Source organism: Aeromicrobium phoceense, assembly GCF_013868155.1.
In the GTDB taxonomy this organism is placed as follows: Bacteria; Actinomycetota; Actinomycetes; order Propionibacteriales; family Nocardioidaceae; genus Aeromicrobium; species Aeromicrobium phoceense.
Map to the genome: position 1 here is coordinate 162,677 of NZ_JACEOG010000002.1, position 12,126 is coordinate 174,802.

Below are 12,126 nucleotides of genomic sequence, written 5' to 3' on the forward strand. Positions count from 1 at the left end.
AGGGCGCTCCGGGTGGTGGTGCTCATGCGAGGGCCTCTGCGATCGGTCCGAGGGCGAGAGCCGGGAAGTACGTGAGCGCCGTCATGATGACGATGACGCCGACGAGCATCCCGACGAAGAGGGGACGGTGGGTGGGCAGGGTTCCGGCGGTGACCGGGACCTTCGCCTGCTGGGCCAGGGAGCCGGCCAGCATCAGGACGAGCACGATCGGCAGCACGCGGCCGATCAGCATCGCCAGGCCGAGCGTGATCTGGAAGAAGTCCGAGGTCACCGTGAGGCCGCCGAAGGCACTGCCGTTGTTGTTGGCGGCCGACGTGAAGGCGTAGAGCACCTCGCTGAAGCCGTGACCGCCCGGGTTGCCCATCGCGCCGACGGTGGACCCGCGGGCGATCGCCACGCCGGTTCCGAGGAGCACGAGGGTCGGTGTGGTGAGCACGTAGAGCGCGACGAACCGCATCTCCCTCGTGCTGATCTTCTTGCCCAGCAGCTCGGGGGTCCTGCCCACCATGAGGCCGCACACGAACACCGTCAGGATCGCCATGACGAGGATCCCGTAGATCCCGGCGCCGACCCCTCCCGGTGCGATTTCACCGAGCATCATGTTGACCAGCACGGTGCCGCCACCGGCGGGCGTCATCGAGTCGTGGGCGGAGTTGACGGCTCCGGTGGACGTGCCGGTCGTCGCCACGGCGAACAGCGACGAGGCCCAGGTGCCGAGGCGGGCCTCCTTGCCCTCCATCGAGGCGCCGCTCACCTCGGCCCATGTGGTGACCGTGAGCGAGATCGTCGCGAGGAAGGTCATCGCGCCCAGCACCGCGAGACCCTGGTGCCGGCTCCCGACCATCGTGCCCAGGGTGCGGGTCAGGCAGACGGGCAGGACGAGGATCAGGAAGACCTCGAGCAGGTTCGTGAATGCCGTGGGGTTCTCGAACGGGTGCGCCGAGTTGGCGTTGAAGAAGCCGCCGCCGTTGTTGCCCAGCAGCTTGATGGCCTCCTGGCTGGCGACGGGACCACCGGTCAGCACCTGCGAGTCGCCCATCAGGGTGGTCGCGGTGGTGTCGGTGAACGACTGCACGACGCCGCCCGCCATCAGGAGCACGGCGCCGACGAACGCGACCGGCAGCAGCACGCGCAGGGTGCCGCGCGTCAGGTCGACCCAGAAGTTGCCGAGCGATCCGCTGCGCGAGCGGGAGAACCCGCGGATCAGCGCCACCGCGACCGCGATGCCGACGGCGGCGGACAGGAAGTTCTGCACCGCCAGGCCGGCCATCTGGGCCGTGAAGCCGAGCGTGGACTCGCCCGCGTAGGACTGCCAGTTCGTGTTGGTGACGAAGGAGATCGCGGTGTTGAAGGACATCCAGAAGGGCATCCCGTCGAGGTCGCGACTCATCGGCAGGTGCGCCTGGCCCAGCAGGAGGCCCATCAGCGCGACGGCGCTGACCAGGGTGAACCCGACGACGCTCAGGACGTAGGCCTTCGGACTCTGCTCGGCGTCGGGACTGACGCCTGTAACGCGGTAGACGAGGCGCTCGATGCGCAGGTGACGGGAGCTGGTGAAGACGCGTGCCATGTGGTCACCGAGCGGCACGTACACGACGGCCAGCAGCGACACGAGCAGGGCGATCGACAGGAGCCCGGCGAGGGAGTCGGTCACTGGAAACGCTCCGGGAGGATGAGGGCCGCCAGCAGGTAGATCGCCAGCACGATCACTACTGCCGTCATGAGGCCGCTTTCGATGCTCATGCAGCCAGCAAAGTGCCGGCCGTGCGGCGCTTCCCGCGTCTTGACGCGATCTTGACGCCGCTTGACGTGGGCTTGTCGGACGTGCCTATCGGGCCACGGCATAGCGCTCGAGGTGCCGCACGGGCGCGTCGAGGAAGCGGTCGTCGAGGTGACCGTGGGACTTCATGTTGTGGTGCTTGCGGCACAGGCAGCGGAGATTCCTGACTGGTCCGCAACATGCCCTTCATGACGAAGCCCGTGGCAGTGGGGATCTATGCCCGCATCTAATCCGATCCCACTGGCCACGCCTTGGGTGTCCAGCGGCGTTGGAGGACTGTCGCCAGTCGGCGGAGGCGTGCGAATTCGTGGTGGCGAATACGTGGACCACGATTTGTCCGCGTACGGCGGGAACGCTCGTCCTGCGTATGAGCGGATGGTGCCGATATCCGCGATGGCTACCGCGATGGGGTGATCGTCTATCACTTGGACCGTTTGGCGCGGCGTCCGATGGAGCTGGAGCAGTTCATCGCCGTGTGCGAGTGCGCTGGCGTCCGTGACGTGATCACGGTGACCGCGGACGTTGACATGGGCAACGGCGAAGGCTTGTGCATGGCCCGGATTTCTGTGGCGGTGGCCGCGAAGGAGTCGGCGCGCAAGTCCGAGCGGGTCAAGCACAAGCTGCGGCAGAACGCGGAGATGGGACTGCCCGGTGGCGAGGCGAACCGACCGTTCGGGTTTGAGCCGGACAAGCTGACGATCCACGAGTGGGAGCGGTGATCGTTCGGGAGATGGTCGAGCGGTTTCTGGCCGGTGATTCGGCGCGGTCGCTGGCGGCTGACTTGGAAGCGAGTGGGGTGCCGACCGCGACACCGGGGCAGTGGCGGTCGACGTCAGCGCGTCACTTCTGTGGGCGCCGCGCATCGCTGGTCTGCGAGGTTTCACCCCAGCCGGGGAGGGGTGGCGCATCTAAGTGCATGCGTTAGGTATGCGGCTGCCGTCGGTCACACCATGGAACACGCGACGGACAAAAACCACGGAACCCACCCAGGGGTCCGGCTTCGGCGAATCCGGCCGCAAGCGGCCGGTTTCTTGTCCTCGAAGGGCTTGGCTTGCGTCCCGAGTTACGTTGCTGATTCAAGTCAAGAACGTGGGTCCTAGCCGGCAATGACCGCAGCGAGTGCACCGGCCACCGCACCCAATGTTGTCGAGGCGGCGATCACGGCGACTTCGAAGTCCCGGGACCTGCCGGACTCAAGGAATTTGACCATTGCGAGCGCACTATCTACGGCGTCCGTTTCGGCGTATGTCGACGCTTGTTTGATCTCTTCCAACGCGATACCCAACGTCCGCGTCTCACGGGGAAGAGCCGTAAGACGTTCCTGGGCGAACTCGTCATCCGAGATGGTCATCAGTTGTGCCTGCATCGCTAGCAATCCGAGGCCCCTCGATCGCGCGGCCGTCTTGAAGACGCGCGTAAACCATCCTTTGAAGCCGCCAGCCGTACTCGCAGCGACGAGCTCTTCTGTCTGCTGGAAGACGAGTGAGTTGTTCTTCATTCGACGGAGGCGTCGCTGCATCACTGCGTAGAACGCAGAGAACTCGTCAGCCAACACCCATTGAAGTTCCTTCCAAACGTCAATCGAGCTCGCGTCCGGCAGATCCGAGTAGTGGATTGCCGCGGAGCGGTAACCCGCGCGGGGTCCTTCTTCCCACGTGAAGCGCGAGATAGTCTCTTCGCCGTCGACCTGGGCAGGAAGCGCGTAGAACGAGGCATGAAACGGGCTTGGACCAAGCACGCTGAGGCGGATATTTCCGTCTGACTTCTCTAGAGCGTCAGCAAGGAACTTCCGCACAAGCACGACTGCTGCCGACCCCGCGCCTCGCGCCGCCTTTGGCTCGAGGCATGCGATGAATGCGACCGGCCCGTAGTACGCGTAGTGAACGTCAACGCGGAACCTCTCAGCACGCAGTTTCCGCGCTCCGATGAACTGCTCGTGGAGACGGGAGGTGATGCTGATTTCGAAGCTGATCCGCTGGCCGACGACTTGTGGAATGAACCGCTGGGTAAGGAACGCACCGGCGCTACTCGTCGCGACCTCGCCTTCGGCAAGCGACGCCTTCTGCTTGTATCGCGCCTGAGAGTTCTCGACCGCTATATCGATCTCGTCAATTGTGGAAATCTTTTCAAGCGACGCTCGAACTTCTGCGGCCCATTCTCCGAGTGTGAACTCGATAGGCCGTTCCTTGTACTCGAACGCGAGGCATCCGACACCGAAACACCAAGACTTTGGGAACGTCGTCACCGCTCGATGATATGCGTCCAGGAGCTAGTTCCCGTCCCGTTCTGAATGATGTATTTCGAACTTGTCAGGTTCGATCCGGTGGTCGCGCCACCGCCGTCGTAGGCCTTGGCGTGGTCGAGGTCGGTCTCGTGGACCGGGGCGCGGCAGCCGACCACCCTGCAGGTTCCGTCCCGCCAGCGGAGTGCCTGGCGGAGTGATTCGGGCGGCCGGTACTTCAGGACGGTGGTGTCGAGGACCTCGCCGACCGGGTCGAGGACCAGCCTGCGGAACACGGCGTGCTCGGACTGGGCCAGCTCGCGGACCCACTCGGCCCCGACCGGTTCGCCGTCGAGGGTGAGGCCCGGACCGTTCGTGAGGCCGATGAGGTCGGTCGCGTGGATGCTCACGGCGATCTCGGCCCGGATGTCGCCGGGGCCGGTGCAGGAGGTCAGCCAGTCGGCGACGAGGTCCGCCTGCTTCTGGTCGCGGGTGCGACGGTCTCGCTCGCCCGACTCCGGATCGACCGTCGGGAGGGCCTTCGCGGCCCGACGGAGCCGCTCGCCGACCGCGATGGCCAGGCCCGTGGGCAGCAGCGCGTTCAGCCAGGAGGTGCCGTCGTCGTTGTGGGTGATGGAAACGCGGCGCTGCTCGACGGCCCGTGCCCGCTCCGCCTCGGCCTCGTCGGGCTCGAGGCGCGCGCGGAGCCGGCGCAGCCACGCGCGCAGCTCGGCGATCGTGTGGGTGGCTGCGTACTCGGGCGCCGAGGCCTCCAGCACGGCCCAAGCCTGCGGGGTCTCGAGGCGTTCGGCGGTGTCGGCGATCGCGGTGACCCGCACCGCGTCGAGGTCGCCGTCGCGGAACGACTGCCACACGCCGGGGACCCGTGCGGCGACCGTGGCGGACTCGCTGACCATCGCCCAGACCTGGTGCTCGGTGACATGGAGGGCTCGGGCCAGCTCGAGGATGACCTCGCGGCGCGCGAGGTCCTTCGACAGCGGGATCTCGTCCGTCCGGTCGATCTCGGCGGTGCGCTTGGCGTGGAACGAGGCGACGAACTCCCACTCCTCGAACTCCGCGACCGCCCGCGCGCGACGCACTGCGTCACCCGTGACCACCGCTCGGCTCCAGCTCATGAACCCAACGTAGTGGGCCCCACTGACAGAATCGGATGCGCCGACAGCGCGGTCGCGGGTCGGACTTGACCCTGACGCGACGTCACGGTCTGGACTGGAGCCATGCGGACACCAGCGCTCTACCTCGGCTCCTACGTCGTCTCGGTCCTCGGCAACTCGATCGCGGCCATCGCGCTGCCGCTCATCGTGCTCCAGGCGACGGGCAGCGCGATGTCGGCGGGCTGGGTGGCCGCGGCGACCGCGGTGCCCGCGGTACTGGCCGGGCTGTTCATGGGCGTCGTCATCGACCGGATCAACCGCGTGACGTCCTCGGTGGTCACGGACCTCGTCTCGGCCGCCGCGGTCGCGGCGCTGCCGATCGTCGACGGGCTGGTGGGGCTCGAGGTCGCGTGGTTCGTCCTGTTCGGGATCATCGGCTCGCTCGGCGACGTCCCGGGCATGACGGCCCGCGAGGCGCTGCTGCCGGGGATCGCGCGGGAGTCGCGGCTCTCCCTGGAGCGGCTCATCGGGCTGCGCGAGTCGCTCGGCAGCATCTCGCTGCTGATCGGGCCGGCCGTCGCGGGCCTGCTCATGACCCTGTTCGAGGGGTCGACGGTCCTGTGGATCACCGCCGGCACCTCACTGCTCGCCGCGTTGCTGACCCTCGGCCTTCCCCGGGGCGTCGGGACCATCGAGGACGTGCCCACCACGGCCCCGCGGGGCGCCTGGGAGGAGTTCGTCGAGGGCTGGCGACTCCTGACCCGGACCCGCCTCATCGCGATGGTCACCGGACTGATGCTGTTCTCGGTCATGGTGCTGTCGGCGTTCCAGGCGCTCATCCTGCCGGTGCACTTCACCCTCATCGACCGGCCGGGACTGCTGGGCTTCGTGCTCACCTCGATCGCGGCGGGCCTGCTCGTCGGCAGTGCGGTCTACATCGTGCTGGCCCGGCGGTTCACCCGGCGCGCCTGGCTCGTCAGCGGTCTGGCCGTGTCGTCGCTCGGCTTCGCCGTGATCGGCCTGCTCCCGCCGACCTGGCTGCTCTTCACCGCAGGCTTCGTCCTGGGACTCGGCAGCGGACTGTGCGGGGCACTGCTCGGCCTGCTGACGGTCAGCGGCGTCCCGGAGACTGCGCTCGGCCGGGTGATGGGCACCCAGAATGCACTCGTCACCGCGGCGGCCCCCGCCGCGATCCTGCTCGCCGCGGTCGTGATCGAGCACGTCAGCCTCACCGCGGCCGCGCTCGGCTTCGTGGCACTGTGGGTCGTGACATCGGTCGTCGCGGTCGCGGGCCCCGCGCTGCGCGACCTCGAGCCGACCGAACCGGAGTCCATCGATGCGTAGCGGGGAGCTCGCCGAGCTCGCGGGCGTGACGGTGCGGACGATCAGGCACTACCACCAGATCGGCATCCTCGAGGAGCCCTCGCGCAGCCCCAACGGCTACCGCGAGTACGACGTCGGTCATCTCGTACGCGTCCTGCGCATCAAGCGGCTGGCCGACCTCGGATTCGCGCTGCAGGACCTGCCGCTGGACGACGACGCCGACCACGACGCGAGGCTGGAGTCCCTCGACGAGGAGCTCGCGGCGCAGATCGACCGGCTGACGGCACAGCGGTCGGTGGTCGCCGCGCTGCGCGCTGGAGGCGTCGCGCCCGACCTGCCGCCCGAGCTGGGCGTCCGCATGGCGCTCGCGTCCGCGGTCGGCGTGCCGCCGCGCATGGCGAGGCTGGAGCGGGAGCAGATGCTGCTGCTCGCGCACCTCGGTGGAGAGGAGGCGTCTCGGCTGATCGAGGACCTCTACGACCGGTTCGCCGAGCCCGCGGCGGTGGCGGCGTTCGGCACGCTCTACGAGCAGTTCGACGTGATCGACGCGTCGACGCCGACGGCCGAGCTCGAGCGGCTGGTGAGCGAGTCCATCGAGGCGGTGGTCGCCACGGTGGGCGACCTCGACCTCACGACGCCTCTCGACCTCGGGACGGCCGAGAGCCTGCTCGACGAGCACGGGGCCAGCCACCTCAATCCCACCCAGCTGCGGGTGCTGGACGAGATCGGCGAGCGGCTGTCGCAGCGGCTCGTCTGAGGCGCGTGGCAGGCTCGAGCGAACGACCGGAGGAGGCGCGGATGCATGTCATCGCCCAGGAGTGGACGTCGCTCGACGGCTACGCGGCAGGGCCGTCGGGGGAAGGGCGAGATCTTCGCCGCCGTTCCGCCGGAGGCCGACGCCGCGAGTCAGCGCTGGAACCTCGAGCTGCTCGACCGGGTGGACCACGTCCTGCTCGGACGCCGGACCTACGACCTGTTCGTCCAGTACTGGCCCGGGGCCGACGACCCGATCGCCGAGCGGGTCAACGCGATCCCGAAGGTCGTGTGCTCGCGGTCGCTCGACGCGGCACCGTGGGGAGGGTTCGCACCCGCCCGCGTCGTGCCGGACGCCTCGGCGCACCTGCGCTCGTTCCACGACGGCACGGACGGCGTCGTCCTGGTCTGGGGATCGCTGTCGATCGTGCACGAGCTGGTCGAGGCCGGGCAGCTCGACGAGCTGGACCTCTTCGTCGCGCCGGTCGTCCTCGGTGGTGGCACTCCGCTGCTGCCTGCTCCGGTCGGTCTGCGGCAGCGCGCGGTCGAGGACCTCGGCGGTGCCACGCACCTCCGCCTCGCCCTCGCGCCGCGCTGAGGGCGCTCGGTTGGGCGGTCGAACCTACGCTGAGCACACAGTTGTCCGTGCCGAGGAGGATCCCGATGAAGTGCCCCAATGACTCGACGACCCTGGTGATGAGCGAGCGCTCCGGCGTGGAGATCGACTACTGCCCCGAGTGCCGGGGCGTGTGGCTCGACCGCGGCGAGCTCGACAAGATCATCGATCGCGCGGAGTCCGAGGCGTCGCGCTCGGTCCCGCCCGCTCCCGCGGCCGCTCCGCCGCGCGACGACCGCTACGCGTCGCGCCCGAGCTACGACGACCGCGACCGTCGCTACGACGACCGTCGCTACAGCGGCAAGAAGAAGAGCCACTGGCTGGGCGAGCTGTTCGACTGAGCCCCGCCCCTCAGCCGGCAGGCTTGAGCTCCTGCGCGAGCATCACGATGATTCCGCTGGGCCCCCGGACGTACGTGAGCCGGTAGATGTCCTCGTAGGTCGCCACGCCGCGCAGCGGGTGGCAGCCGTGCCGTGCGGCGATCTCGAGGGCCTCGTCGAGGTCGTCGACCGAGAAGGCCACCCGGTGCATGCCGATCTCGTTCGGGAGGGTCGGCTCGGTCTCGATCGCGTCGGGGTGAATGTATTCGAAGAGCTCCAGCCGGCCGTGGCCGTCGGGCGTCTGCAGCATGGCGATCTTCGCGTGGTTCCCGTCGAGCCCGACCGCGGTGTCGGTCCATTCCCCGCTCACCGTGTCGCGCCCCAGGACGGTGAGCCCCAGGTCGGTGAAGAAGGCGATCGTGGCGTCGAGGTCGCGGACCGCGATGGCGACGTTCTCGAGTTTGATGGGCATGCTCCGCACGCTAGCCGTCCGGGCCGACGGTGGCGACGGTGTTCGCGCCGCCGGTGGCAGGGTGGGAGCGTGAGCGACGAGTACGAGCTGCTGGCCGAGGTGCCGGCGGAGGCCGACTACCTGCACCTGCGTCGGGCCTCGGGCCTGAGCCCCAAGTCGCCGGAGCAGGCGCGTCCTGCCCTGGCGGGCGGCTGGGCGGCCTGCCATGTGAGGCACGTCCCCAGCGGCCGCACCGTGGCGATGGGACGGGTCATCGGCGACGGTGGCTGGTACTTCCACGTCGTCGACATGGCGGTGCTCCCCGAGCACCAGCGACGCGGCCTCGGCGACCGCGTCCTCACCCACCTGCTGGAGGTGATCCGCCGTGACGCCCCACCGGGTGCCTACGTGTCGCTCATGGCCGATCCACCGGGCCGGCGGCTCTACGAGCGCCACGGCTTCGTCGACAGCGCCCCGCACTCCGTGGGCATGGTCCTGCGGGCCGGCGCCTGAGCCCTGTTCCCGGCACCGATCCGTGACTAGGCTGCGGGTGTCCGTGCAGGAGCAGAGGAGGTGGTCCCCGTGAACGAATCGACGTGGGTGCTCTCCTCCGGAGTCACGGTCGGGCGATAGGTCGTCCCGGGAGCGCCGTCAGGTGCACTCCCGAAAGGCACGACCATGCACTTCCACTCCGAACGCCGTCTCGACGGCGACATCCTCGAACGCCACTTCACGCTCGGCGAGATCCCGGGCATCCTCTGGACGCCCGGGTCCACGCCGGCACCACTGATCCTCGCCGGCCATCCGGGCGGCCTGGACGGCATGTATCCCCGGCTGCTGAGCCGGTCCGTCCACGCGGCGCAGCACGGCTTCGCCTCCCTCTCCATCGAGCTGCCCGGAGGCGGTGACCGGGCTCGGGTACCGGCTCTCGAGCGAGCGCGCGCCGACCTGCGTGCGGCCCTCGCAGCCGGGGATCCCGTTGACGGCATCGTCGACGCTCTCGTCCTGCCACTGGTGGAGCTGGCGGTGCCGGAATGGCAGGCGGCGCTGGACGCCGCGCTGTCCCTGCCCGAGATCGACGACGGCCCAGTGGGATTCTCCGGTGGAGTGATCGCCATCGGCATCCGCCTCGCGGTGGTCGAGCCGCGCATCGCGGCCGCCCTGCTGTTCGCCGGCAGCTACGTGCCCCACTCGATGTTCGAGGAGGCCAGGCGGGTCAGCATCCCGTTGCACGTCCTGCTGCAGTGGGACGACGCCGGCAACGACCGCCAGCTGGCCCTGGACCTCTTCGACGCCTTCGGCTCGGCCGAGAAGACGCTGCACGCCAACCTCGGCGGGCACACCGGCGTCCCGGCGTTCGAGGCGGACGCCTCGATCCGGTTCTTCCTGCGGCACCTACGAGGCCGTGGCGACCACTAGGAGGAAGAGGGCCGCGGGGTGACGGTGGTTCCGCCCCACTCCGCAGGGTCGACGTCGCGCAGGGTCTGGTTGAGCACCCACTGGTGACCGAAGGGGTCCTCGATGGCGGCCTGGCGCTCGCCGTACTCCCAGTCGTGCATCTCATCGACCAGGCGGGCGCCGCGCGCCAGGGCTCTCTCGACGACCTCTGCCACGTCGGCGACCTTGAACATCACCTGGTGGGAGGTCTGGGGCAGCGGCGTCCGCCGCCCAGGACGCACCTCGGCGACGACGAGCTCTGCGGCGGGCCCGTCGGGCAGGCCCAGCTGCGCGCGGTGCCCCTCGCCGATGCGGACGTGCTCGACGAAACCGAGCACCTCCCCGTACCAGGCCACGGCCGCGCGGACGTCGGCCACGATCAGGACAGGGGTCACCCGGGCGTGCGGTGCCGACCGGTTCGTGAGCACGTCGTCAGCGTAAGTCGCGGTCGGCTCACGAACGCCGTCACGAGTGGGGGCGGGCGACCGCGACGTCCTCGATGAGCTCCTGCGCTGGGTCCCACCAGCGGAGCCGGTCGGCGATGAGTTCGCGCGGGGTCTCGGTGGACTGGAGCACCTCGAGCGCCTCGGCGAGCAGGCGGCGGGGCACGCGCCGGGCCAGCGTGACGTGCGGGGTCCAGACCGGGTGCCGCACGGCCGGGACCAGCGCGCGGATCCGCGCCGTGGCGGCCGCCAGGGACGCGTCCGGCTCGACGAGGTGGGCGATGGTCACACGAGGTCCCTGGCCGAACAGGACCAGCCCTCGCACCTCGATCCGCGCGGGCAGGAGGGGAGCGATCGCCTCGCGCGCCGTCGACACGGCGGCGGCCTCGACCTCGACCGCCGCCACGAGGGTGAGGTGCGGCGCGTTGGTCATCGAGCGGTGGTCGGCCTGCGAGGGGATCCCCGCGGCCCTGAGCGCCTCCCACTGCGCCACGACGGCGCCCGCGGAGGAGGGCTCGAAGCTGAGCTCGAGGGCTTGGTCCGGCACACGTGGAGGATAGGCCAGCCGGCCTGCGATCGAATCTTGAGCCGGTTTGGCCCCGATATGGGCCGAACCGGTACAACTTTCGGCCGGAAGCGGCTTGCCTGAACCGCTCCCGCTGTGGGTACCTGTCGGCATGAGCGCGTATCCCCGGATCCTGCAGACGGTCATCGATGCCACCGACGTGCGGCGGACGGCCGAGTTCTACCGCGAGCTCTTCGGGCTCGAGTACCGGCCAGGTGACGAGCCGCCGGCCGAGGGAGACGAGGACCACGTGGACTGGCTCGTCCTCCGCGGCACCGACGGTGGGCACGGCCTGGCGTTCCAGCAGGCCGAGGAGCTCAAGCGGACCACGTGGCCGGATCCCGAGGTGCCGATGCAGCTGCACCTCGACACTTCGGTGCCCGACGTGGAGGAGCTCGAGCGTCAGCGCGCCCGCGCCGAGGCGCTGGGCGCCACGATCATCCTCGATCGCACCGACGACACCGAGGAGCCGCTCTACGTCTTCGCCGACCCCGAGGGGCACCCGTTCTGCATCTTCGTCGGCGACTGATCAGAGGCGCACGAGGCGCCGCACCGCTCGCGTCGCCACCCAGGTGCCCACGATCGCCGGCAGTGCGAGGACGACCGGGTCCAGGACCTGGTGCTTGTCCACGCGGCCGCGTCCCCAGCGCGAGGCGAAGCCGTGGTGCGAGCGCTCGGCCCGCACGCCCGTCTCCTCGACGAAGCGGTCGGGGCGCTCGGTGGAGTACGACCGCCAGAGCTCCTGCTTCGACTCGATCCGGTCGGCCGCGAGCAGCAGCAGCCAGTGGGCCGCTCGGGCCTCGCTGAACCGCGCGTAGGCGAGGCGCCGGACCGCACCGGGGAAGCCCTGCAGGGGAGCGACGGTGCCGAACACGGGGGTGAGGCGCGCGTGCTCGATCGACCGCTCGCGCGGGTACGTCTCCGGCTGCTCGGCGGGGAAGTCCCACAGCACTCCCTCGGGAACGCCGTTCACCAGTTCGCGCGGCACGGAGGGCCGGTCGGCCGGGTCGAGGTCGGCGCCCCACCCGGGGATGCGCTCGCGCAGCTCGTCAGAGGACGGGACTCCCTCACGGAGTCCGCGGATGTACGGAACCTTGGCCAT

The 12,126-nt window shown here is 69.6% G+C and carries 17 protein-coding genes; 9 read left to right on the forward strand and 8 right to left on the reverse strand.

Translation table 11 applies throughout. The features are described from left to right. Positions 1 to 22: 22 nt before the first annotated feature. Together kdpA and H1W00_RS16645 are read right to left on the reverse strand one after the other, a co-directional pair. On the reverse strand, positions 23 to 1,654 hold the full coding sequence (gene kdpA / locus H1W00_RS14015) for a potassium-transporting ATPase subunit KdpA (protein ID WP_181756452.1): 1,632 nt from the start codon (positions 1,652 to 1,654) through the stop codon (positions 23 to 25). Then, positions 1,651 to 1,743 carry a potassium-transporting ATPase subunit F gene (locus tag H1W00_RS16645; protein ID WP_172806354.1) on the reverse strand — a complete coding sequence of 31 codons (93 nt, stop codon included), beginning with the start codon at positions 1,741 to 1,743 and terminating at the stop codon, positions 1,651 to 1,653. The genes kdpA and H1W00_RS16645 overlap by 4 nt, the downstream gene beginning before the upstream one ends. A 423-nt stretch (positions 1,744 to 2,166) precedes the next feature. Here H1W00_RS16645 and H1W00_RS16190 point away from each other — a divergent pair, with 423 nt between their 5' ends. Together H1W00_RS16190 and H1W00_RS17190 are read left to right on the forward strand one after the other, a co-directional pair. After that, positions 2,167 to 2,499: a recombinase family protein gene (locus H1W00_RS16190; RefSeq protein ID WP_338072929.1), complete on the forward strand. Its 333-nt coding sequence runs from the start codon at positions 2,167 to 2,169 to the stop codon at positions 2,497 to 2,499. Positions 2,500 to 2,510: 11 nt separating this feature from the next. After that, entirely contained in the window at positions 2,511 to 2,705 is a 195-nt protein-coding gene (locus H1W00_RS17190) for a recombinase family protein (protein ID WP_420826885.1), read from the forward strand. A 171-nt stretch (positions 2,706 to 2,876) separates the two neighbouring features. Here the strand turns inward: H1W00_RS17190 and H1W00_RS14030 are convergent, their stop codons facing one another. After that, a complete protein-coding gene (locus H1W00_RS14030; RefSeq protein ID WP_181756453.1) occupies positions 2,877 to 4,025 on the reverse strand; it encodes a hypothetical protein in 1,149 nt (382 codons plus the stop codon). After that, positions 4,022 to 5,137 carry an HNH endonuclease signature motif containing protein gene (locus H1W00_RS14035; protein ID WP_181756454.1) on the reverse strand — a complete coding sequence of 372 codons (1,116 nt, stop codon included), beginning with the start codon at positions 5,135 to 5,137 and terminating at the stop codon, positions 4,022 to 4,024. Before H1W00_RS14035 ends, H1W00_RS14030 begins: the two co-directional genes overlap by 4 nt. 102 nt (positions 5,138 to 5,239) lie before the next feature. Between H1W00_RS14035 and H1W00_RS14040 the strand changes: the two genes are divergently transcribed. From H1W00_RS14040 to H1W00_RS14055, 4 genes are all read left to right on the forward strand, one after another. Beyond that, positions 5,240 to 6,460: an MFS transporter gene (locus H1W00_RS14040; RefSeq protein WP_181756455.1), complete on the forward strand. Its 1,221-nt coding sequence runs from the start codon at positions 5,240 to 5,242 to the stop codon at positions 6,458 to 6,460. Beyond that, positions 6,453 to 7,196, forward strand: coding sequence for a MerR family transcriptional regulator (locus H1W00_RS14045; RefSeq protein ID WP_181756456.1), 744 nt, complete (start codon positions 6,453 to 6,455; stop codon positions 7,194 to 7,196). Before H1W00_RS14040 ends, H1W00_RS14045 begins: the two co-directional genes overlap by 8 nt. 45 nt (positions 7,197 to 7,241) lie before the next feature. Next, positions 7,242 to 7,790, forward strand: coding sequence for a dihydrofolate reductase family protein (locus H1W00_RS14050; RefSeq protein ID WP_181756457.1), 549 nt, complete (start codon positions 7,242 to 7,244; stop codon positions 7,788 to 7,790). A gap of 65 nt (positions 7,791 to 7,855) precedes the next feature. After that, complete coding sequence (locus H1W00_RS14055; protein WP_078700413.1) at positions 7,856 to 8,149, forward strand: TFIIB-type zinc ribbon-containing protein; 294 nt, start codon at positions 7,856 to 7,858, stop codon at positions 8,147 to 8,149. A gap of 10 nt (positions 8,150 to 8,159) precedes the next feature. On the opposite strand, the gene H1W00_RS14060 is transcribed toward H1W00_RS14055, so the two are convergent. Beyond that, positions 8,160 to 8,600 carry a VOC family protein gene (locus tag H1W00_RS14060; RefSeq protein WP_181756458.1) on the reverse strand — a complete coding sequence of 147 codons (441 nt, stop codon included), beginning with the start codon at positions 8,598 to 8,600 and terminating at the stop codon, positions 8,160 to 8,162. Positions 8,601 to 8,669: 69 nt separating this feature from the next. Between H1W00_RS14060 and H1W00_RS16650 the strand changes: the two genes are divergently transcribed. Continuing rightward, complete coding sequence (locus H1W00_RS16650; RefSeq protein WP_181756459.1) at positions 8,670 to 9,092, forward strand: GNAT family N-acetyltransferase; 423 nt, start codon at positions 8,670 to 8,672, stop codon at positions 9,090 to 9,092. 165 nt (positions 9,093 to 9,257) lie between these two features. Then, positions 9,258 to 9,998: a dienelactone hydrolase family protein gene (locus H1W00_RS14070; protein ID WP_181756460.1), complete on the forward strand. Its 741-nt coding sequence runs from the start codon at positions 9,258 to 9,260 to the stop codon at positions 9,996 to 9,998. Here the strand turns inward: H1W00_RS14070 and H1W00_RS14075 are convergent. Together H1W00_RS14075 and H1W00_RS16875 are read right to left on the reverse strand one after the other, a co-directional pair. After that, positions 9,995 to 10,444, reverse strand: coding sequence for a VOC family protein (locus tag H1W00_RS14075; RefSeq protein ID WP_181756461.1), 450 nt, complete (start codon positions 10,442 to 10,444; stop codon positions 9,995 to 9,997). The genes H1W00_RS14070 and H1W00_RS14075 overlap by 4 nt on opposite strands. Before the next feature lie 37 nt (positions 10,445 to 10,481). Further along, positions 10,482 to 11,006, reverse strand: coding sequence for a 2'-5' RNA ligase family protein (locus tag H1W00_RS16875; RefSeq protein ID WP_181756462.1), 525 nt, complete (start codon positions 11,004 to 11,006; stop codon positions 10,482 to 10,484). A 130-nt stretch (positions 11,007 to 11,136) separates the two neighbouring features. On the opposite strand from H1W00_RS16875, the gene H1W00_RS14085 reads away from it, so the two are divergent. Then, positions 11,137 to 11,553: a VOC family protein gene (locus tag H1W00_RS14085; RefSeq protein ID WP_181756463.1), complete on the forward strand. Its 417-nt coding sequence runs from the start codon at positions 11,137 to 11,139 to the stop codon at positions 11,551 to 11,553. Here the strand turns inward: H1W00_RS14085 and H1W00_RS14090 are convergent, their stop codons facing one another. Beyond that, positions 11,554 to 12,126 (reverse strand): hypothetical protein, encoded by a 573-nt coding sequence (locus H1W00_RS14090; RefSeq protein WP_181756464.1) that lies wholly within the window; start codon positions 12,124 to 12,126, stop codon positions 11,554 to 11,556. It abuts the gene before it with no gap.